Source organism: Streptomyces albireticuli, from assembly GCF_002192455.1.
Classification (GTDB): Bacteria; Actinomycetota; Actinomycetes; order Streptomycetales; family Streptomycetaceae; genus Streptomyces; species Streptomyces albireticuli_B.
The window spans coordinates 4585892-4606013 of sequence record NZ_CP021744.1 but is presented as its reverse complement, the minus strand read 5'-3'; the positions used below and the strand labels follow the sequence as shown (position 1 = coordinate 4606013).

Annotated in this window: 20 protein-coding genes; 6 read left to right on the top strand and 14 right to left on the bottom strand. The window is 73.0% G+C overall.

Features of this window, described 5'->3' with window-relative positions:
• The first annotated feature begins 68 nt into the window (after nt 1-68).
• Nucleotides 69-3407: a S41 family peptidase gene (locus SMD11_RS19985; protein ID WP_087930618.1), complete on the top strand. Its 3339-nt coding sequence runs from the start codon at nt 69-71 to the stop codon at nt 3405-3407.
• A gap of 69 nt (nt 3408-3476) precedes the next feature.
• On the opposite strand, the gene SMD11_RS19980 is transcribed toward SMD11_RS19985, so the two are convergent.
• The 3 genes from SMD11_RS19980 to SMD11_RS19970 form a co-directional block, all read right to left on the bottom strand.
• Nucleotides 3477-3665, bottom strand: a complete 189-nt coding sequence (locus SMD11_RS19980; RefSeq protein WP_087927742.1) for a hypothetical protein — start codon at nt 3663-3665, stop codon at nt 3477-3479.
• Nucleotides 3666-3755: 90 nt separating this feature from the next.
• Complete coding sequence (locus tag SMD11_RS19975) at nt 3756-4661, bottom strand: SDR family oxidoreductase (RefSeq protein WP_087927741.1); 906 nt, start codon at nt 4659-4661, stop codon at nt 3756-3758.
• Entirely contained in the window at nt 4658-6187 is a 1530-nt protein-coding gene (locus tag SMD11_RS19970; RefSeq protein ID WP_087927740.1) for a flavin-containing monooxygenase, read from the bottom strand. The genes SMD11_RS19975 and SMD11_RS19970 overlap by 4 nt, the downstream gene beginning before the upstream one ends.
• A gap of 189 nt (nt 6188-6376) precedes the next feature.
• Here SMD11_RS19970 and SMD11_RS19965 point away from each other — a divergent pair, with 189 nt between their 5' ends.
• A complete protein-coding gene (locus SMD11_RS19965; protein WP_199844077.1) occupies nt 6377-7180 on the top strand; it encodes a MerR family transcriptional regulator in 804 nt (267 codons plus the stop codon).
• A 329-nt stretch (nt 7181-7509) separates the two neighbouring features.
• Here the strand turns inward: SMD11_RS19965 and SMD11_RS19960 are convergent, their stop codons facing one another.
• Entirely contained in the window at nt 7510-8577 is a 1068-nt protein-coding gene (locus SMD11_RS19960; RefSeq protein WP_087927739.1) for a barstar family protein, read from the bottom strand.
• A gap of 240 nt (nt 8578-8817) precedes the next feature.
• On the opposite strand from SMD11_RS19960, the gene SMD11_RS19955 reads away from it, so the two are divergent.
• Both SMD11_RS19955 and SMD11_RS19950 read left to right on the top strand, forming a co-directional pair.
• On the top strand, nt 8818-9228 hold the full coding sequence (locus SMD11_RS19955; RefSeq protein WP_087927738.1) for a hypothetical protein: 411 nt from the start codon (nt 8818-8820) through the stop codon (nt 9226-9228).
• Nucleotides 9225-9557 carry a winged helix-turn-helix domain-containing protein gene (locus SMD11_RS19950; RefSeq protein WP_087927737.1) on the top strand — a complete coding sequence of 111 codons (333 nt, stop codon included), beginning with the start codon at nt 9225-9227 and terminating at the stop codon, nt 9555-9557. The genes SMD11_RS19955 and SMD11_RS19950 overlap by 4 nt, the downstream gene beginning before the upstream one ends.
• A gap of 27 nt (nt 9558-9584) precedes the next feature.
• On the opposite strand, the gene SMD11_RS19945 is transcribed toward SMD11_RS19950, so the two are convergent.
• The 6 genes from SMD11_RS19945 to SMD11_RS19920 form a co-directional block, all read right to left on the bottom strand.
• Nucleotides 9585-10052, bottom strand: coding sequence for a hypothetical protein (locus tag SMD11_RS19945; protein ID WP_087927736.1), 468 nt, complete (start codon nt 10050-10052; stop codon nt 9585-9587).
• 81 nt (nt 10053-10133) lie between these two features.
• Nucleotides 10134-10358: a DUF397 domain-containing protein gene (locus tag SMD11_RS19940; RefSeq protein ID WP_087927735.1), complete on the bottom strand. Its 225-nt coding sequence runs from the start codon at nt 10356-10358 to the stop codon at nt 10134-10136.
• A 95-nt stretch (nt 10359-10453) separates the two neighbouring features.
• The gene (locus SMD11_RS19935) at nt 10454-11290 is read right to left on the bottom strand and encodes a helix-turn-helix domain-containing protein (protein WP_087927734.1); all 837 of its coding nucleotides are present in this window, start codon (nt 11288-11290) and stop codon (nt 10454-10456) included.
• On the bottom strand, nt 11287-11799 hold the full coding sequence (locus SMD11_RS19930) for a DUF6879 family protein (RefSeq protein ID WP_087927733.1): 513 nt from the start codon (nt 11797-11799) through the stop codon (nt 11287-11289). Before SMD11_RS19930 ends, SMD11_RS19935 begins: the two co-directional genes overlap by 4 nt.
• Entirely contained in the window at nt 11783-11992 is a 210-nt protein-coding gene (locus SMD11_RS36460) for a hypothetical protein (protein WP_087927732.1), read from the bottom strand. The genes SMD11_RS19930 and SMD11_RS36460 overlap by 17 nt, the downstream gene beginning before the upstream one ends.
• A gap of 543 nt (nt 11993-12535) precedes the next feature.
• Nucleotides 12536-13333 (bottom strand): exodeoxyribonuclease III, encoded by a 798-nt coding sequence (locus SMD11_RS19920; protein WP_087927731.1) that lies wholly within the window; start codon nt 13331-13333, stop codon nt 12536-12538.
• A 67-nt stretch (nt 13334-13400) separates the two neighbouring features.
• Between SMD11_RS19920 and SMD11_RS19915 the strand changes: the two genes are divergently transcribed.
• Nucleotides 13401-13883 carry a GNAT family N-acetyltransferase gene (locus tag SMD11_RS19915; protein ID WP_087927730.1) on the top strand — a complete coding sequence of 161 codons (483 nt, stop codon included), beginning with the start codon at nt 13401-13403 and terminating at the stop codon, nt 13881-13883.
• Between the two features lie 76 nt (nt 13884-13959).
• On the opposite strand, the gene SMD11_RS19910 is transcribed toward SMD11_RS19915, so the two are convergent.
• From SMD11_RS19910 to SMD11_RS19900, 3 genes are all read right to left on the bottom strand, one after another.
• Nucleotides 13960-14454, bottom strand: a complete 495-nt coding sequence (locus tag SMD11_RS19910) for a DUF1269 domain-containing protein (RefSeq protein WP_159395326.1) — start codon at nt 14452-14454, stop codon at nt 13960-13962.
• A 230-nt stretch (nt 14455-14684) separates the two neighbouring features.
• A complete protein-coding gene (locus SMD11_RS19905) occupies nt 14685-15950 on the bottom strand; it encodes a sensor histidine kinase (RefSeq protein WP_087927728.1) in 1266 nt (421 codons plus the stop codon).
• Between the two features lie 20 nt (nt 15951-15970).
• Complete coding sequence (locus tag SMD11_RS19900; protein WP_087927727.1) at nt 15971-16450, bottom strand: hypothetical protein; 480 nt, start codon at nt 16448-16450, stop codon at nt 15971-15973.
• A 397-nt stretch (nt 16451-16847) separates the two neighbouring features.
• Between SMD11_RS19900 and SMD11_RS19895 the strand changes: the two genes are divergently transcribed.
• On the top strand, nt 16848-19109 hold the full coding sequence (locus tag SMD11_RS19895; protein ID WP_087927726.1) for an alpha-N-acetylglucosaminidase: 2262 nt from the start codon (nt 16848-16850) through the stop codon (nt 19107-19109).
• Between the two features lie 13 nt (nt 19110-19122).
• On the opposite strand, the gene SMD11_RS19890 is transcribed toward SMD11_RS19895, so the two are convergent.
• On the bottom strand, nt 19123-20118 hold the full coding sequence (locus SMD11_RS19890; RefSeq protein ID WP_087927725.1) for an Lrp/AsnC family transcriptional regulator: 996 nt from the start codon (nt 20116-20118) through the stop codon (nt 19123-19125).
• Between the last annotated feature and the right edge of the window lie 4 nt (nt 20119-20122).

The following is a 20122-nucleotide window of genomic DNA, read 5'->3' as shown; positions in this document are numbered from 1 at the left end:
ACGACGCCGTTCCGGTGGTGTTCTCCGTCACGGTGACCGAGTTGCCGCGGCCCCCGGGGCCCGAAACCATGGGTGGGGTGAGAGAGGACCCTGGCGCGTATCTCCGCTTCCCGCATCTGCACGGCGATCTCCTCTGCTTCACCGCCGAGGACGATCTCTGGGTGGCGCCCCTGGCCCCCGTGGGCGCGGCCGACGACGGACCGGGAGGTCCGGGGGCGGCCGGGCGGGCCTGGCGGCTGACCGTCGACCGGACCCGGGTGGGGCACCCCCGCTTCTCGCCCGACGGCCGGCACATCGCCTTCACCACCTGGCGCAGCCTCGACCCCGAGATCCACCTCGCCTCCGTGGCGGGCGGCCCCGCCCGCCGGCTCACCTACTGGGGCAGCGGCGACGCCCGTGTCTGCGGCTGGGCGCCGCCCGACGAGCACGGCACCTGCGACATCCTCGCCGTCTCCTCGCACGGCCAGCCCTTCTCGTACTTCTCCTGGGCCTACCGGCTGCCCACCGACGGCAGCCCCGGCGGCCGGCTGCCCTGGGGCCCGGTCTCGGACATCGCGACCCGCGGCGCGGATCACAAGACGCTGCTGCTGGCCGGCAAGCCGCCGCACGAACCCGCCGCGTGGAAGCGCTACCGCGGCGGGGCGACCGGCCGGCTGTGGCTGCACGGCACCCGGCTGGTCCCGGACCTGGGCGGCCACCTGGAGTCGCCGATGTTCGTCGGCGACCGGATCGCCTTCCTCTCCGACCACGAGGGCGTCGGCAACCTCTACTCCTGCCTCCCCGACAGCTCCGACCTGCGCCGCCACACCGACCACGACGCCTTCTACGCCCGGCACGCCTCGACCGACGGCACCCGCGTCGTCTACCAGTGCGCGGGCGAACTGTGGCTGGTCGACGACTTCGGGCCGCGGGGCGTCCCGCGCCGGCTGGACGTCCGCCTGGGCGGGCCGCGTGCGGGCAGGCGGACGTACCAGGTGCAGGCCGCCTCGCACGTCGACGCGCTGACGGTGGACGCGACCGGCCGGGCCAGCGCCGTCCAGGTGCGCGGCAGCCTCTACTGGCTCACCCACCGCGACGGCCCGGCCCGGACGATCGCCGACACCCCGGGCGTCCGGGTCCGGCTGCCGGAGATGCTCGGCTCGACCGGCCAGGTGGCCTATGTGACGGACGCGGAGGGCGAGGACGCGATCGAGATCGCGCAGCTTCCGCGCGCCACCGGGCCCAGCGAGCCGCGCCGGCTGGCGGTGGGCCGGATCGGCCGGGTGCAGGAGCTGCTCGCGTCGCCGGACGGCGAGCGGCTGGCGGTCGCCGCGCACGACGGGCGGCTGCTGCTCGTGGACACCTCGGCGGGTGAGGAAGGTGAAGGGGGTGAGGCGGACGGGACCGGTGGGGCCGCCGGTGTCGTCAGCGAGCTCATCCGCTCCACCAACGGCCCCGTCCGCGACCTCGCCTTCTCCCCCGACTCCGCCTGGCTGACCTGGTCGCACCCCGGCATCGGCCGCTCCCTGCGCCAGATCAAGATCGCCCGGCTCTCGGACCGGCTGATCGTCGACGTCACCAACGGCCGCTTCGAGGACGAGCAGCCCGTCTTCACCCGCGACGGCCGCTACCTCGCCTTCCTCTCCTGGCGCGGCTTCGACCCGGTCTACGACGTCCACACCGGCGACCTCTCCTTCCCGCTGGGCTGCCGCCCCTACCTCGTACCGCTGTCGTCCGCGACGCCCTCGCCGTTCGCGCTGTCGGCGGAGGGCAGGCCGGCGGCCGGCGGGCTGGACGCGGACGAGAACGGCGGCGCGGACGGGGCGACGCTGGTGGAGGTGGAGGGGCTGGAGAGCCGGGTGACGCCGTTCCCGGTGGCCGCCTCCAAGTACTCGGCGCTCCACCCGGTCAGCGGCGGCGGCCTGGTCTGGCTGCGCTGGCCGATCTCCGGCGCCCTGGGCGAGACGTTCGCCAACCCCGCCGACACCTCCGGCCGCCCCACGCTCGAACACTTCGACCTGGCGAAGGCCAAGCGCACCGAACTCACCAGCTCCCTCGACTGGTTCGCGGTCAGCGGCGACGGCACCCGGCTGGTCGTCAACGACGAGGGCGAGCTGCGCGCCGTACCCGCCACGGACGTCGGCGACCCCGACTCCACGGTCTACATCGACATGCGGCGCATCCTGCACGACGTGGACCCGGCGGCCGAGTGGCGGCAGGCGTACGAGGAGGCGGGCCGGATCGTCCGCGCGTACTTCTGGGAGCCGGGGATGTGCGGCGTCGACTGGGACGGGGTGCTGGCGCAGTACCGGCCGCTGGTCGAACGGGTCGCCACCCCCGACGACTTCGCGGACCTGCTGCGCGAGGTCCTCGGCGAGCTGGGCACCTCTCACGCGTACGTCGTCCCGGCGCGCCGCAACGAGGGCCCGCCGCACTACCAGCGGGCCATCGGGCTGCTCGGCGCGAACCTGGTCCGGGGCAAGGACGGCTCCTGGACCGTGCGCCGCATCCTGCCCGGCGACTCCTCCGACTCCAAGGCGCGTTCGCCGCTGGCCGGTTCGGGCATCCGGGAGGGCGCGGCGCTCACGCACGTCGACGGGCGGCCGGTGGACCCGGTCGCGGGCCCGTACCCGCTGCTGTCGGCGGCGGGCGGCACGACCGTGGAGCTGACGTTCCGGCCGCCGGAGGGCGAGGGCCCGGCCCGCCGGGTGGCCGTCGTGCCGCTGGTCGACGAGCGGCCGCTGCGCTACCAGGACTGGGTGGCCAAGCGCCGCGCGGTCGTCCGGGACCTCAGCGGCGGCAAGTGCGGCTATCTGCACATCCCCGACATGGGCGGCTCCGGCTGGGCGCAGTTCAACCGCGACCTGCGGATGGAGATGTCACGGCCGGCGCTGATCGTGGACGTGCGCGGCAACGCGGGCGGCAACATCAGCGAGCTGGTGGTGGAGAAGCTGACCCGCACGATCGTCGGCTGGGACCTGACGCGGGACGCCCAGCCGGTGTCGTACGCGAGCAACGCGCCGCGCGGGCCGGTCGTCGCGATCGCGGACGAGATGACCTCCTCCGACGGCGACATGATCACCGCGGCGTTCAAGCTCCAGGGCATCGGGCCGGTGGTGGGCCTGCGCACCTGGGGCGGCGTGGTCGGGATGACCGGGCGGCACCGGCTGGGCGACGGCACCGCGATCACCGTGCCCATGAACGCCGCGTGGTTCGACGCGTACGGCTGGGGCGTGGAGAACCACGGGGTCGAGCCCGACATCGAGATCGACCGCACCCCGCTGGACTGGGCGGAGGGCCGGCACAAGCAGCTCGACGACGCGGTGCGGGTGGCGCTCGATCTGCTGGAACGGCACGGGGCGGCGAACCCGCCGGACTACTCGGGGGTGCCGGACCTGCGGCGGCCGAAGCTGCCGCCGCGCCGGTGAACCGAGAAGCGAGAAGTAAGGGGCACTCCCCCAGAGGGAGTGCCCCTTACTTCTCGCTTCTGCTACGTCCTACCGGCGGTCGTCCATCTCGTCCTGTATGTCGTCGAAGGACCGCTGACCCTGTTGACGGGCCTCGTCGGCGCGCTGGCGGAGCCGTTCCTGCTCGCTCTGGCCGCGCTGCTTCGCCTCGTCCTGCTTGCCCTGTAGCTTCTCCTTGGCCTGCTGGGCCTTGGCCTGCATCTCGTCCTTGATGCCCATGCTGGTTCACTCCTAGCGGGGTGGGGGATGGGGCGGATGAGCGCCCCGGATCAGCGTGGCACGCACCCCCACGGCACGCATATCGGACGATTACGGAACGCTACGCTCGCGCCTCGGACGCTCCGTACGGGCCTTCTCGTCCGCCGCGCCGCCCGCGCCCACCAGCCCGGCCCGCGCCCCTTCGAGCAGCGGCCCGAAGCGGCGCATCTCGCGCCGGGCGCCCAGCGCGAGGGGGCCGGGCAGCAGGCCGCGCACCGGCTGCATGCCGCGCAGCCAGCCCTGACCGTAGACGTGGGCCGAGCGCCGCTCGATGCCGGTGACCAGCCGGTCGACGGCCGGGCCCAGCGGATAGGTGCGGTTCAGCGGCCACGGCAGGCGCTGCCGCAGCTCGCGCATCACCTCGTTCTCGTCGGCGCCGCGCACCATGTCCGTGTCGGTCCAGGTGAGGTAGCCGACGCCGACCCGTACGCCCTTGTGGCCGACCTCGGCGCGCAGGCAGTGCGCGTACGCCTCGACGCCGGACTTCGAGGCGCAGTACGCGGTCATCATGGGCGCGGGTGCGAGGGCGGCGAGGGAGGCGATCTGGAGCAGATAGCCGCGGCTCTCGGACAGGACGGGCAGGAAGGCGCGCCCGGTGACCGCGCTGCCGATGAGGTTGACCTCGATGACGCGGCGCCAGGTCTCCGGGTCGGAGTCGGCGAAGGGCCCGCCGGACGCGACGCCCGCGTTGGCGACGACGATGTCCACCTTGCCGAAGCGGGCCTTGACCTCGGCGGCGACCTCGGCCATCGCCTCGTGGTCGGTGACGTCGGCGTGCCAGTGGGCCGCGTCCTCGTGCAGCGAGCGGGCGACGCGGCGCAGCTCCTCGGGCTCCAGGCCGACGAGCGCGACCTTGGCGCCCCGCGCGGAAAGCTTCCGGGCGAGCTGTTCCCCGACCCCGCGGGCGGCCCCGGTCACCACGGCGACCTGGCCTTCCAGGGCGATACGTCCTCTCATCGCGCTGCCTCCGTGACGGGTGAGGGCGCGGGTGCGGCGCTGCGGGCCCTGGGCGCCCGCAGCAGCTGGTACTCGGTGAGGTCGACGCGCCGGGTGGCGCGGCGGAACGCGGAGGTGGTGTCCGGCCAGAGGGTGGTGTTGCGGCCCTCCGCGTCCAGGTACCAGCTCCGGCAGCCGCCGGTGCTCCAGACCGTGCGCCGCATCCGCGACTGGAGGCCGCGGTTCCAGACGCCCATGGCGGAGCGGCGGGCGTCGAGCGCGGCGCGGCCGCCGAGGGTGTCCAACTGCCGCATGTAGTCGGCCAGGTAGTTCAGCTGGGACTCGATCATCAGGATCATCGAGCTGTTGCCGAGGCCGGTGTTGGGGCCGAGGACCATCAGGAAGTTGGGGAAGCCGGGCACGCTGGCGCCGCGCAGGGTGGCCATGCCGCCCTTCCACGCCTCGGCGAGGGTGACCCCGTCGACGCCGGTCACGTGCGCGGCCATCGGCACGTCGGTCACCCGGAAGCCGGTGCCGAAGACGAGGGCGTCGGCCTCCGTCTCCGTGCCGTCGGCGGCGATCAGCGTCGAGCCGCGGACCTCGGCGAGGCCGGAGGTCACGACGTCCACATTGGGCCGGGTGAGGGCCGGGTAGTAGTCGTTGGAGAGCAGGATCCGCTTGCAGCCGATGCGGTAGTCGGGGGTGAGCGCGGCCCGTAGCGCGGGGTCCTTGACGGCCTTGCGCAGATGCGCCCGGGCGACGTTCTCGACCAGGCCGAACCGCTCCGGGCGCTTGGTGAAGACGCTGACCTGGGCCTCGCGGACGCCCCAGAGGAACCCGCGGCGCAGGGTGCGGGTCGGGGGCACGTGGGTGTGCAGCCAGCGCTCGGCGGCGGTGATCCGCCGGTCGGCGCGGGGCAGCACCCAGGGCGGGGTGCGCTGGAAGAGCGTCAGCCGGCGCACCTCGGGCTGGACGGCCGGGACGATCTGGATGGCGGAGGCCCCGGTGCCGACGACGGCGAGCCGCTTGCCGCGCAGGTCGTAGGAGTGGTCCCAGCGGGAGGAGTGGAAGACCTTGCCGGGGAAGGTGTCCAGGCCGGGCACGTCGGGGACGCTGGGGTCGGAGAGCGGGCCGCAGGCGGAGACGACGACGTCGGCGGTGCGCGGGCCGGCGGCGGTGTCGATCTCCCAGAGCAGCCGCCCGGCGTCCCAGCGCAGGCCGCGCACCTCGCAGCCGAGGCGCAGGTGCGGGCGGATGCCGAAGGTGTCGGCGACGTGCTCCAGGTAGGCGCGGATGTGCGGCTGGCCGGAGAAGTTGCGGGGCCAGCGGGGGTTGGGGGCGAAGGAGAAGGAGTAGAGATGGGAGGGGACGTCGCAGGCGCAGCCGGGGTAGGAGTTGTCCCGCCAGGTGCCGCCGATCGAGTCGGCCCGCTCCAGGACGACGAAGTCGGTGATGCCCTCGCGGCGCAATCGCACGGCCGCTCCGAGGCCGCCGAATCCGGACCCGATCACCGCCACCCGTGTGTGCTCGTGCTCGTGCTCGGCCATGCCGCCGCCTTCCGGTCTCTCGCGTCGACCGTGCCAGTGATTGCTGGCACGGTGGGAGCGTAGGACAGTGGGCGGAGGAGCGATAGGGGCCGGGGACAAGGAAGTTACCGACGGTTCGGAGGGGCTTCCCCCGTGGACGTAAAGGCATAGGCTGCGGGCGTGGCGAGTGACGAGGACGCCTCCGGGCCCGTGCCGGCGAGCGGTGCCGCCGTGCCCGAGGGGCGCGAGTACCGGGTCGCGGAGCTGGCCGAGGCGGCCGGTGTCTCCGTCCGCACGGTGCGCTTCTACCGCGAGCGCAGACTGCTCCCGCCGCCCCGCCGGGAGGGCCGCATCGCCTGGTACGGCGGGCGCCACCTGGCCCGGCTGCGGGCGATCGCGGCGCTCCTGGAGCGCGGCCACACGCTGGGCGGCATCGCCGAGCTGCTCACGGCGTTCGAGTGCGGCCGGGACGTCGGGGAGCTCCTCGGCCTGGCGGGCGCGGCGATCACCGTCCCGTGGTCGGAGGAGACCGCGGTCCGGCTCACCCCGGCGGAACTGGCCGACCGCTTCCCGGGTGAGGTCACCCCGGAGAACCTCGCGGCCTCCGTGGACATCGGCTACCTCCGGCTGGAGGGCGACGAGCTCGTCCACATCAGCCGCCGCCTGCTCGACGCCTCGACGGCCCTGGTGGCCCACGGCGTCCCGCTGGCCGCGGTGCTCGCCGCCGGCCGCGAGGTCCGCGCCCACGCCGACGCCCTCGCGGAGACCTTCACGACCCTCATCCGCACCCACGTCCTGGCGGACGCCCTCACCCGCGCCGCCGCGGGCCGCCCCGTACCCCCAGCCGAACTCGCCCGCATCACCGACACCCTGAGCCGGCTACGCCCCCTCACCAACACGGTCGTGGAGGCGGAGGTGGCCATGGCCATGGACCGGCGCGTGCGCACCGAACTCGACGAATGGCTCGGTGCGCACGGCGCCGCCGACGAACCGGGACCTGCCCGGCCCGGCTGACGACGGCGGCGATCGTGTGGGCGGACCCATGCCGTAAGTACGGCCCACACGACGGGGGTGGCCGGGTGTGCGGTGCGCGGTGGTGCGGTGCGCGGTGGTGCGGTGTGCAGTGGTGCGGTGTGCGGTGGTGCGGTGTGCGGTGGCGGCTCCGGTCCTCGGGGTTCCGGGAACGGGCGCTGTGCGCAAGGCGATTGAAGCAAGAAGCGACGCGGTGCCGCAGAAGAAGCCGGATACCGCCCGATCAAACGCTTTGTTTGCGCCGAAGGCGGGGATGCGCGGGCGGTGAAGGAGTGCGCCGCGCGGCGGCCGCTGTCGCGGCCGGGCGGCTGTCAGCGGAGGATGACCTCCACCCGCCCCTCCGCCAGTTCGAGCAGCATCTCGTCGAAGTAGCTGTACCGCTCACCCTGCGGGCTCACCATCCGGGCCAGGCTCCGCCGTGCGACGCCGGAGTCCTCCCAGACGAGGGTGAAGGGAGCTGTCGCCCCGAAGTTTCCCCTCAGGCAGTCCCTCACCGCCGCCAAGCAGCCGCCGAAGTACCCGCCGGGCCCGTTGACGGCCTCGCCGAGGGCCAGGTACAGGCCCGGCGCGTCCGTGATGTGCCGCCCGTCCATGCGGTGGACGGTCCCGGCCGCGCGGTCCGGGGTGGCGCGGCCGCGGCAGCCACTCTCCCGTACGAGGTCCAGCCACGCCTGGCGGTCGGAGGTCCCGTAACCGGCCCAGGTGTCGGGCTCCGTCGGACAGCCGCCGATCCGGCGCTCCCAGAGGGGCCGGGCGAGCGCCGGGACCGGATCCCGGAGCGCGTTGGTGAGGTCGACGTCGATCAGCCCGGGGCCGAGTGCCGACGGGCGCCACGCGGCCACCTCGGCGGTGACGTAGCGGTCGGCCAGCTCGGCGCCGGTCCGGTCCAGGACCACCAGGCGTGCCTCTCCGAGCCGCAGCGCGCTCCGGGTGCCGGTGGCGAGGGCCTCCTGGAGCGCGGCGCCGGGGGCGCAGCCGATCAGCCGCAGGGGAGGAGGCTCCGGCTCGTCGTCCGGTGGGTCGATCTCTTCGAAGTCCACGCACGTCCCGAGCGGTTCGTACTCGTCGTGCAGCATCAGCCCCGCCCCGAAGTACGGGTCGTCGGGCGGTTTCAGGTGGTCGTCCGCTCCCTCGATGACGATGTCCCACAACGAGGCGTCCGCGGGGTGGGGGCGGTGTTCGACGACCCGCACGTCCCGCAGGGGCCAGGGGTCGATCCGCTCCGACCCCTCGGGGCACAGCTCGTCGGGCCGCGGCGCCACCCAGATGTCGCCGAGCCGGGCCGAGCCACCCGCCAGCGCCTCGCGCAAGGGGCCGGCGGGATCGCATCCGATGAGCCGGTAGGGCCAGTGGTACAGGTCCACGAACAGCCCGGACACGTCCGCGCAGACGCCCCAATCCGTGTCGTTGTCGGTGTTGACCAGGGCGAACGCCGGGGGGCCGGTCCGGTCGGCGGACTGTGGCCAGATGTGCTTCGGTACGGGGTCCTCCTGGGTGGGTGTACTGGGTCGGATCGTAGACGACCGTCATGAGAACGAGTGACCCATGTATGTACTTGCCAAATTGGAAAATAGTAGCCATCTCGGAAAGGAGAAGATCGTCAGGGTGTGAGGGGAGTCATGAGCGAAGTCGCCGACGCCATGGGGGCGCTGGGCCGCGCGGCGGCCGTGGAGCGGGCCGCCCGGGACGGGAGCGGCTGGTACGCCCGTTACCTGCGGGTGTTCGCGGCGAGCCAGTTGGTGCTCGTCCCGATGGCCCTGCTGTGGCACGGGGCCACCTCGGCGATGGTCTACGCGGCCGCCAACGCGCTCCTCGTGACGGGCCTGAGCGTCTACGCGGCCCGGCAGCGCGTCGTCCGCCGGGGATTCGGCGTCAAGCACGGCCTGGTGGTGGGCGCCTGGGCGGTCACGTTCGGCCTCGTCGTCGCACTCGGCACCACGGTCTTCAAGGACAGCCTGCCGTTCGCGGCGGCCGCCGCCCTGGCCTGTGCGCTGATGGGCGCCCGGCTTGAGACGCGGCACCGGCCATGACGACCGATTCCCGGAACGACCAGCGTGGCACGCACCCTCGCCACGCCCTGGAGCCCCTGCTCAACTCCGCGGTGCGCTTCTCCGTGGCGGCGGCCCTGTCCCGGGTCGACAAGGCGGAGTTCGCCTTCGTCCGCGACCTGGTCGAGGTCACCGATTCGACCCTCTCCAAGCAGGTCGCGGCCTTGGAGGAAGCGGGCCTGGTGGCGGTGCAGAAGGGCCGCGTGGGCCGTCGTCCCCGGACCTGGCTCACCCTTACGGACGAGGGAAGAGCCGTGTACGAACGGCACTTGGCGGCGCTTCGGGCGATCGCGGACGGGGTGGCGCCGTGACGGGTGTGGGTGGCGACCGATCGGCCCTCAGGTGAGGGGGCATTCCAGTTCAGGATGCGCGCGGTTGGGCGAACAGGTCACCACGGCGAGGCTGAGGAAGAGCGGACGCCCTAGGTAGTGGCCGAGTGAGATGTCCCCGCCCCACGCGAGGGTCGCGGCCGCATGAGCGGTCCTCCCCGCGAGCCGGGCGGTGTCACGATCCGCCGCCGAGCCGAAGCGTGGCGCATACTCCGCGAGCCGCTCCCCGAGCCAGTCCGCGGCTTCCTTGGGCTCGTCCCACGTGCCCTGGATCAGTGCGGCGGGCTTCGCCAGCCAGTACGCCGTCTCCAGCGGGGGCAGACCGGTCACCCGCCACTCCGCCGTGGCCTGTCGGTACCGCTCCCGCACATCCGGCGGACTGGTGTCCGTCGGAGGCGTCCGGCAAGGCGGTCGCCGCAGACTCTCCCTGTCGAACTCGGCTTTGTCGCCCACCCAGAGATAACCGTGGAAATGCACAGCCGCAGCCCCTCCCGGAGCGCTGATGGAGGCGGCCCCCGCACTCCCGGAGCGGGAAGGCGGGGGCCGCGTATCGAAGGGTCAGACCGAGAGCCCGAAACGGGCCGGATCGATACCGGCCGCGTCCAGTTCCGCGAGAGTGAACCTCAGCGGCTCCGCGCCGGGCCGCTTGCTGTCACCGAACGCGTAGACGCCGGCTCCGATACGGGCGAGAGTGACGCACGATTCGCCGTCCGGATGTGTGTTGCCGCCGCATGCCTTCGCGAACCGGACGCCGTCGAGGGGCAGGCCGTACAGATCGGTCACAATGAGCCTTCCTGAGTGTGGGACGGATTCCGCAGGAGTGCCCCCACATCGTGGATCCGACCCGGTCGCAGGACCAGCTCTATTCACGTCCTGGCTTAAAGATCACGAGCGGCGTCCGCGCACTCTCTCAAGAAGGTTCGGGCATCGTCCCCGAACAGAGCATGTCTTTCCATGGCAGAAAAAAGTTCCAGGTGTGCGGCCACATCCCGTGAGTCCCGCAGGACGCGAATCCCGGCAGTCGTCTCCACTGTGGTCAGGGTCGTGTCATAGATCGTGAAGGTGTCCATCGGGGCCACCGAAATGTGCCCCCTGGCCGGGACGACTCCCAGTTTCACGTGGGGAAGTCTCGACACCGAGACCAGCCGGTCCAACTGCATGGCCATCGCCGGGGCGGGGACGAGAGGCCATTTGACGGCCAATTCCGACAGGATGAACGTGAACTTCTTGGTCGTGTCGTACAGGATCTCCTGACGGTCCAGCTTCTTCGCGATCAGCCTGCTCTGGTCGCCTTGCAGGTGGGAAAGGCTGGCTTTGATGTACTCCGGCGTGGAGAGGAGTCCAGTGATCATCGACAGCAGAAAGTATCTGAACTCGGACGATGAGGATTCCAGGCCGGCCAGCTCCTGCTGCTTCTGGTGGAGCCCTCGGCGGCGGAGCGACCGCAGATCCTGCCATTCGGTGTGGGCGGTCCTCGCGAGAGCCGTCGCCTCATCGATCAGCTCCTGTGGGGCATCGGTCGCCCTCAGGATGCGTTCGACATCGATGATGCTGGCGAGGACCTTCCCGTTCTCGATTCTGCTGATCTTGGATTGAGACATGTTGCAGCGCTTGGCGAGCCGGTCCCCGGAGAGTCCGGCTCGCTTGCGTACGTCCTTGAGCATGGCCGCCAGATCCTGCTTGGACTGGCCCATCCGCTCGGGGTGGAGCGTCACCCTCCCGTGTACTCCAGGAACGGAATCGACTCGGACACTGCGATCCGCTGGTATTCGACGAACCGACTGACGTCTCCGTCGTGCAGTTCGCGGCTGATCTGTGTGCCATCCGGTCGGTAATTCATGAGGACCACCTTGGACCGGTCGAACATCCAGAAGTCCCGGACCCCCGGCAGCGGGTTCTCCCGTTCCGTGACATCGAGGATGCGGATGTCCTCACCGGCCTTGACGTGGTGCCGGTAGTAATACTCGAACTCGAATCGCAGGTATTCGGAGAGGGGGCGGGTCACGATGTGCACCCGGCCTGCCCTCTTACCCTCCTTGCGCCACTCCCGGACCTCGCCCATCCAGCTCGACCAGTAGTCGTCGGGGGATTTCTCGCCGGCCAGGAAGCGGTCCATCTTTTCGGCTTCTTGAGGCATGGTGTAGACCGGCAGCGTCTCCAGACGCCACGCCTCCGACCGCATGGAGTCGAAGCACCTGTTCCACTCTTCACCAGCCAAGAGCACGGAATGCCTCCTTGAGAACGCTCTCGGGAACCTCCACGAGCCCCTCACCGTGAGGCGGAGTGAAGGCGTCGGACACGTTGCCCTGAACTACGAACGATCCTGTCGTCGTGCGGTACACGTTCGGGCAGTCCTTTTCCCCGCACTCACCATTGCCGTTACCCGTGAGACGGGTGAGCGCCGCGTGTCCGGGCATGCGAACCCCCTTGGCTGCTGGCCCTGTTGGACCGACTGCCGATGACGTTACGAGGGCCTATGCGTGGGCGTCCATGCCAGGACGCGACTATGCGCGTGTCGGACTAAGGATCTTGTTGCGGCGCCTTCCCGTGCGCGGACGCAGCCGTGCGGGGATCGGGTGACGGTGACTGCTCGCCCGCAAGGCCGCGCGTTCCACCACGGCCTTCAGGGTGCGGGCCGCGCGGCCCGGGGTGGCGACGAGGTAGTCGATGGGCCGCCCCATCGGCTGGGAGGCACGGCAAGCGCCGACGATCGCCGGTCCTGGTACGGGCTGAAGGTCCAGTCCGTACCAGGGCGGGCCCATGAACCCACCGGTCACCGGCCGGGTTCCGCGCGGGCCGCCATGTGCCGGATGTTGGACGCTTCCTCCAGAAGCGCCTTGGCTTCGGCGGCATCGGTGCACTCGTAGGCGGCGCGGTGTTCGAGGCCGGTGACGTGGGCGCCGCGCGCGAGGGCGTACAGGGCACGCGCCCGGACCGTGCCCCGCCGCCCGCTCGCCGGTCTACAGGTCGTAGACGGCGGTCACGGGCGCGTGGTCCGACCACCGCTGGTCATGGCTGGCCGCCCGCTCCACGTACGCCTTCACCGCGCGCTCCCCGATCCCCGGCGTCGCGACCTGATAGTCGATCCGCCAGCCCGAGTCGTTGTCGAAGGCGCGCCCGCGGTAGGACCACCAGGAGTACGGGCCCTCGACGCCGGGGTGGAGGGCGCGGACGACGTCCACGTACGCCGCCTCGTCGAAGACGCGGGTCAGCCAGGCGCGCTCCTCGGGGAGGAAGCCGGCGCTCTTGCGGTTGGCCTTCCAGTTCTTGAGGTCGGCCTCGGTGTGGGCGATGTTCCAGTCACCGCAGACGATCACCTCGCGGCCGTCCGCCGCCGCCCGCGCGCGGAGCGCGACCAGGTACGGCAGGAACTCCGCCATGAAGCGTTCCTTCTCGTCCTGGCGCTCCGTGCCCACCTCGCCCGACGGCAGGTAGAGGCTCGCGACCGTGACGCCGGGCAGGTCGATCTCCGCGTAGCGGCCGCTGCCGTCGAACTCGGCCGAGCCGAAGCCGACCCGCACCGCCTCCGGCTCCCGGCGCGAGTAGAGGGAGACGCCCGCGCGGCCCTTGGCCGCCGCCGGGGCGTGCACCGTGTGCCAGCCAGCCGGCTCCCGGACCTCGTCGGGGAGCTGGTGGGCCTCGGCGCGCACCTCCTGGAGGCAGACGACATCGGCCTCGGTCTGCGCCAGCCAGTCCACGAAGCCCTTCTTGGCGGCGGCGCGCAGCCCGTTCACATTCACAGAGGTCACGGTGAGCATTCCGGCACGATACCGACTTCCGAGACAGCACTGCCGCGGACCACCCGTCCACCCGTACGATTTTCCGATGCGTATCGTGACTGCCGCTTACGATCACCCCGACGCCGTGAAGCTCACTGACCAGGTGCAGCAGGAGTACGTGGAGCGCTACGGCGACGGCGACCTCTCCCCCATGGACCCCGCGCAGTTCGACCCGCCGCGTGGCCTATATCTCATCGCCTACGACGAGGACGGCACCCCCGTCGCCACCGGCGGCTGGCGGTCCCAGGAGGCGGGCGAGGAGGGCTACGCCGACGGGGACGCCGAGCTGAAGCGGATGTACGTCGTCCGGGGCGCGCGCGGGCGCGGGCTCGCCCGGAAGATCCTCGCGGCCCTGGAGGACGACGCGCGCCTGGCCGGGCGCACCCGGATGGTGCTGGAGACCGGCGTCATGCAGCCCGAGGCCATCGCCCTGTACCTCTCCTCCGGTTACGAGCCCGCCGAGCCGAAGTTCGGCATGTACCGGTTCCACGACAGCAGCCGGTGCTTCGCCAAGTCCTTCCTCGTCTGACGGTCCGACGAGGAAGGGCGATCCGACGAGGTCCGACGGGCCGACGAGGCGTGACGGCCCGACGAGCGGCCCCGGCTCACTTCTCCCCGATCGCCGCCTCCACCGCCTGCCGCACCCCCTCCGCCGGGTACCTCTCCACCGCGTCCCCGTACGGCTCCAGCGCGTCGTCCACCAGCTCCGGCCGGTCCTCCGCCACCTCCGCGATCAGGACCGTGCTGCCCGGCGGCACCTCCGCCGCCAGCATCTCCACCGCCGCGTTCGCCGCCGTCGCCTCGCGCGCGTCGTGGGCGCCGCCGATCAGCCCGCCCGCGCCGAAGCCGATCATGATGCCGAGCGGGCCGCCGAGGATGCCGACGAGCCCGCCGACCAGGCCGCCCACCGCGAAGCCGCGCGCCGTGCCGGTGTGGTCCTCGGAGTCGGGGAACTCCAGGTTGCCGTCCGCGTCCCGGCTGATCACCGTGGCCTCGCGCAGGCGGATGTCACCGTCCTCGTGCGCCTGCCGCAGGGCGTCGAGGGCGTGCCGCCCCGCCCCAGGGCCGTCGACGTTCATGAACAGGACGTGTTCGTCCATCGTGGCCGCTCCCATGCGTCTGCCGCGTCAGCTGCCGCTGCTCCGGCTGTGCCTGCCTGCTACGTCCGCGCCGGCGGGGTCCGGTCTCCGCCGGACTCCGCCGGAACCGTCGGTTCCAGGCGGTTCCACTGTCGGTTCCACTTTTGCGGCTACCCCGTCGGCCCGCATGTCCACGCCCGCGTTCACCCCCACGTTGGCCCCCGCGTTCACCCCCATGTTCGCTCCCGCGTTCACGCCCCGGCGTCCGCGGGCCCCTCAGCCGCGCCCCCGGCACCGTCCGGCCCCCGCACCGCCTCCGTGAGGTCCAGCGTCGCCTCCGCTCCCCCGCCCTCCGGGTTCGCGAACGTCAGCCGCGCCCCCAGCACCCTGGCCTGGCCCGCCGCGATCGTCAGCCCCAGGCCCAGGCCCGACCCGGATCCCGTACGGAACCGCTGCGGACCCCGCGTGAGCAGCTCCGGCGGAAAGCCGGGCCCGCTGTCCCGCACCCGGACCGCACCGCCGTCCACCTCGACGACGACCGGCGCCCGGCCGTGCCGGAACGCGTTGGTCACCAGGTTGGCCAGGATCCGCTCCACGCGCCGCCCGTCGGTCTCGACCAGGGCGTCCGCGACGATCTTGACCGCGACCTCGGCCCCGCCCGCCTCCACCGGCACCGCCGTGCCCCGCACCGCCCGCCGCGTCAGCTCGCCCAGCGCCCGTACGTCCGTGTCGGCGCGCTCCGCCGAGCCGTCCAGCCGGGCGACCTCCAGGACGTCCTCCATCAGGCCGCTCACCCGCCGCGCCCGCTCCTGGACCATCTCGGCGGGCCGGCCGGGCGGCAGCAGCGCCGCCGCCGCGACCAGGCCGGCCACCGGGGTGCGCAGCTCGTGCGCGATGTTCGCGGTCACCTCGCGCTCGGCCGTCAGCCGGGCGGCCAGCGCGTCGGCCATGGTGTTGACGGCGACCGTCAGCCGCGCGATCTCGTCCTTGCCGCCGCGCGGTCTCAGCCGGGCGCTGAGGTCGCCCTGGGCTATCCGCTCGGCCGTGCGCGCGGAGGCGTTCAGACGGCGGCCCGCCACGGTCGCGAGGCCCACCCCCACGACGCACGCGAAGGCCGTGCCGAGGCCGCCCGCCCACCACAGGACCTCGTCGAGGTTGCGGAGGTTCTCCGTCTGCCGGGTGTAGGGGTGCTTGACGACGATGATGTCGTGGCCCAGCCGGCTGCCCGCCCAGAGCGTCGGCTCGGGGCCGCCGCGCTCCAGGTACGTGGCGCGCTTGCCCTTGTCGATCGCGGCCCGCAGGGGCCCGGGTATCCGTTCGGGGTTGATCAGCGTCCGGGGCCGGTCGACGCCCGCCGCGTGGTCCTCGACGGCCGTGCCCAGCCGGGTGTCGATGGCCTCGCGGGCCGTCTCCAGCTGGTTCATGGCGGTGCGGTGGTGCACGACGAGGCCCATGATGACGGCGACCAGGGCGGCCGTGGCGGTGATGGCCACACCGATCTTCGTACGCAGTCCCATGGCTGGCGGCTCCTCGACGGCTAACGCTGGGGGACGTGGAGCCGGAGGCCGCGCAGGCCGGCGGGGGGCTGGGCGGAGCGGCCAGCGGGCGCTCCGTCGGGGTCGACCGTCACGCGGCTGTAGTAGGCGGAACGATCCTGTCGTACGAGCCCGCTGAGCGTGACCTTCGCCCGGCGCGGCCCGTCCTGACACCCGGGGCCGCACCAGGCGCCCTCCACCCGGCCGACGGCCACGGCGGTGGGCCCGCCCCAGGTCCGCCAGCGCAGGCCGGCCAGCCGGACGGTCTCCGAGACAGAGAGGGCCGCCGGGCGGCGGAGCGGGGGCTTCCCCGGGCCCTCGGAGACGAGGACGGGATCGCCGGCGGCCGCCTGAGGGCTGTGCGCGGGGCCACTGATCTCCAGCCCGCCGGGTTCGGCGCACCCGCACAGCAGCACGGCCGCCAGGGCGGCGGCGAGGGCCGCGGCGCCGAGGGGCAGGGCGAGGGTTCGCGGGGAACGCACGGGGTCGGGCTTTCTCTGAGGGGACGGACGGGACGGACGTTTCGAACTGAAGAGCGAGCGAGTCGAACGGGGAGTCGGGCCGGGGTCGGGCCGCCAGGGCCCGGACGCCGATGCTCCGCCGACCACCGGCGCCCGGCCGACCCGGACGCCGGACCCGCCACCGGACCTGTCACCAGGCCGGTCACCAGGACCGGAACCGGACCCGCCGCCCGGTCCGTAGCCGAACGTCCGCACGCCTAGCAGTTCCGACCCACCCGATGGGGCCATTCGTGCCAAATGTAACCGGCGTGGCTGGATTGCCGCCCGCGCCCTTGCCCCTCGGCGGTCGTCAGCTCGTAGGATCACCGCGCTCCAGTGGTCCAGTCCGGTCGCCCCAGTGCCACGGTGGAGGTCACTCATGCACATCGCCCGTCGTACGCTCCTCGGCGCGCTCGCCGGATCCACCGCGCTCGGGGCCGTGGGCCTGTCCCCCGCCGGAGCCGCGGCCGACGACGAGGCCGGAGCGGCGGCCGCCGGGGACGCCGCCGACGCCGACCGCGTCACGGAGGCCGCGCAGGCCGAGGTCAGGCCCTCTTCGGCGGCCGCCGCTGCCGCCCTCGCCCGGCTGCTGCCCCGCCACCACCGCCAGGTCACCTTCCGCACCGTGCCGCGCGCGGGCGGCGCGGACGCCTTCCGGGTGACGGGCGGGCCGGGCGCCCTCGTGGTGGAAGGCACGACGCCGGCCGTGCAGCTCACCGGCTTCCACTGGTACCTCAGACATACGGCCCACGCCCACTTCTCCTGGAACGGTGCGCAGACCGCCCTCCCCGACCGTCTCCCCGGCGTCCGTACCCCGCTCGTCAAGGCCGCGAACGTCACCCACCGCTTCGCCCTCAACGACACCAACGACGGCTACACCGGGCCGTACAAGGGGTGGGACTACTGGGAGCGCGAAATCGATGTACTGGCCCTCCACGGCTACAACGAAGTGCTGGTCTACGCGGGCGCCGACGCGGTCTACCACCGGACGTTCGCGGAGTACGGCTACGACGACGCCGAGCTGCGCCGCTGGCTGCCCGGCCCCGCCCACCAGCCGTGGTGGCTGCTCCAGAACATGTCCTCCTTCGGCGGGCCGGTCTCCGACTCGCTCCTCGAGCGCCGCACCGCCCTGGCGAAGCGGATCGTACGGCGGCTGCGCGAGCTGGGCATGACACCGGTGTTCCCCGGCTACTTCGGCACGGTGCCGCCCGGCTTCACCCGCCGCAACCCCGGCGCGCGCACCGTCCCGCAGGGCAACTGGGGCGGGTTCCGCCGCCCCGACTGGCTCGACCCGCGCACCCGGCACTTCGGGCGCGTGGCCCGGACGTTCTACCGGGTGCAGAAGGAGCTGTTCGGCGCCACGTCGATGTACAAGATGGACCTGCTGCACGAGGGCGGCAAGCCCGGGGACGTCCCCGTGGGCGAGGCGGCGAAGGCCGTCGAGAAGGCGCTGCGCGCCGCGCACCCGAAGGCCACCTGGGCCATCCTCGGCTGGCAGGAGAACCCGCGCCGCGAGATCGTCGACGCCGTCGACAACAGCCGCATGCTGATCCTCGACGGCATCTCCGACCACTACCCCAACGTCACCGACCGCGAGGCCGACTGGGGCGGCACGCCCTACACCTTCGGCTCGATCTGGAACTTCGGCGGCCACACCGCGATGGGCGCCAACACCCCCGACTGGGCCGCCCTCTACGACCGCTGGCGCACCCGGGACGGCAGCGCCATGGACGGCATCGCCCTCATGCCGGAGGCCGCCGACAACAACCCGGCGGCCCTGGCCCTCTTCAGCGACCTGCCGTGGACGGACGGGCCGGTGGCGCTGAAGGAGTGGTTCGAGCGGTGGCCGCGCTACCGCTACGGCGGCGCGGACGCCCACGCCGTCCGCGCCTGGGACGTCCTGCGCCGCACGGCCTACGGCACCAGCCGCGCCGACCGCTGGAGCGAGCCCGCCGACGGCCTGTTCGGCGCCCGCCCGGACCTGGCCGTCAGCCACGCCGCCGCCTGGTCGCCGCGCGCCCTGCGCTACGACGCGAAGCAGTTCGACCGCGCCCTGCCCGAACTGCTCGCGGTGGCCCCGGCCCTGCGCCGCAGCAGCGCGTACCGCTACGACCTCCTCGACGTCACCCGGCAGTGCGTCTCCAACCGCGCCCGGCTGCTGCTGCCCCGCGTCAAGGCCGCCTACGACGCGGGGAACCGGGCCCGCTTCCGCGAGCTGACGCGCCAGTGGCTGGGCTGGATCGACCTCCTGGAGAAGACCGTCGCCACCGACGCGGACCACCTGCTGGGCCGCTGGATCGCCGACGCCCGCTCCCACGGCTCCTCCGAGGCCGAGCGCGACCGGCTGGAGTACGACGCGGTGTCCCTGCTCACCACCTGGGGCGGGCGCGCCTCGGCGAACGGCGGCAAGCTCCACGACTACGCCAACCGCGAGTGGTCCGGGCTGGTCGGCGGGCTCTACCGGCTGCGCTGGCAGACGTACTTCACGGAGCTGGACGCGGCCCTGGCGGCCCACCGGAAGCCGAAGCCCATCGACTGGTTCGCGCTGGAGGACCGCTGGACGCGCCACCACCCGGCGTACCCGGCGCGGCCGTCGGGGGACATCGTCCGGGTGGCCCGCGAGGTCGCGGCGAAGCTCTGACCCCGGCCGGGCCTCAGAGCCGCACGCCCGCCCGCTTGACCGCCCGTCCCACCACCGTCGTCTCCGCCCGCGCGATGCCGAGGGGGGCCAGGACCTCGGTGGTGAAGCGGTACAGCCCGCCGAGGTCCTCGCAGAAGAGCGCCACCAGGAGGTTGGCGGGACCGCTCGTCGCCAGCACGCCGTGCACCCGCGGATGCGCGGCGAGCACCCGGCCCGCCTCGGCCAGCCGGGCGGGCGGCACCTCCAGCCACAGGTTGGCGTCGACGGCCATGCCCAGCAGGCGCGGGTCGACGCCGACATGGGTCCGCAGCAGCCCGGCGCCGGTCAGCCGCCGCAGCCGGCGGCGCACGGTGGACTCGGGGGCGCCCAGCTCGGCGGCGAGCGCGGCGCCGGGCAGCCGGGCGTCCTGGTCGAGGACGGCGAGCAGCCGCAGGTCCAGGGCGTCGGGGGCGTACGCGTCACCGGCGGCGTACGCGTCACCGGCCGGCGGACCGGGATCCTCCGGGGTCAGCGCCGCCACCTCCCCGTCGTCCAGCCAGCCGGCCCGCCACTGCGCCGCGTCGGCGTGGACGTGCAGGACGGCGTGGACGGTGCTCTCGGCGACCGCCCGGGTGGCGGGCAGCTGCCGGTAGAGCAACCGGTCGCGGTCCCCGGCGGTCGGGACGACCACGGCGCCGATCTCCTCACCGCCCATCAGGATGTCGACGAACGGCACGTCGGGGCGGGCGGCCAGCGCGTCCGCGAGCGTCTCGACCTTCCCGCGCAGCACCCGTACGCGCAGGACGAGCGCCCCGACCGCGCCGGTGCCCTTGGGGTCCGGCATCCGTGTCACCCGCAGCAGGCCGGCCTCCCGCATCCGGGCCAGCCTGCGCGCGACCGTACGGGCGGAGACGCCGAGGACCTCCGCCATCAGCCGGGTCTCGGCGCGCCCGTCGATCTGGAGGGCGGAGACGATCCGGCGGTCGAGGGGATCCAGCACCTTGGCGGGATCCGCCACTGAGGTATCCATGCTT